The 312-nt window shown below is 55.8% G+C and carries 1 rRNA gene; it reads left to right on the top strand.

Going from position 1 to position 312, the window contains the following annotated elements:
• Window positions 1-312 (top strand): 16S ribosomal RNA (locus tag Ga0451573_RS19085); the annotation flags it as partial.

Genomic DNA, 312 nt, shown 5'->3' with positions numbered 1-312 from the left:
ACCGGAATGAGTGCCAGCAGCCGCGGTAATACGGAGGGTGCAAGCGTTATTCGGAATTACTGGGCGTAAAGCGCACGTAGGCGGCCTTGTAAGTCAGGGGTGAAATCCCACGGCTCAACCGTGGAACTGCCTTTGAAACTGCAGGGCTTGAATCCTGGAGAGGGTGGCGGAATTCCTGGTGTAGGAGTGAAATCCGTAGATATCAGGAGGAACACCGGTGGCGAAGGCGGCCACCTGGACAGGTATTGACGCTGAGGTGCGAAAGTGTGGGGAGCAAACAGGATTAGATACCCTAGTAGTCCCGATTCCGGT

This window comes from Phosphitispora fastidiosa (assembly GCF_019008365.1).
In the GTDB taxonomy this organism is placed as follows: Bacteria; Bacillota; Thermincolia; order Thermincolales; family UBA2595; genus Phosphitispora; species Phosphitispora fastidiosa.
The sequence above is the reverse complement of the archived record's forward strand: the minus strand, read 5'-3'. Positions and strand labels throughout refer to the sequence as shown.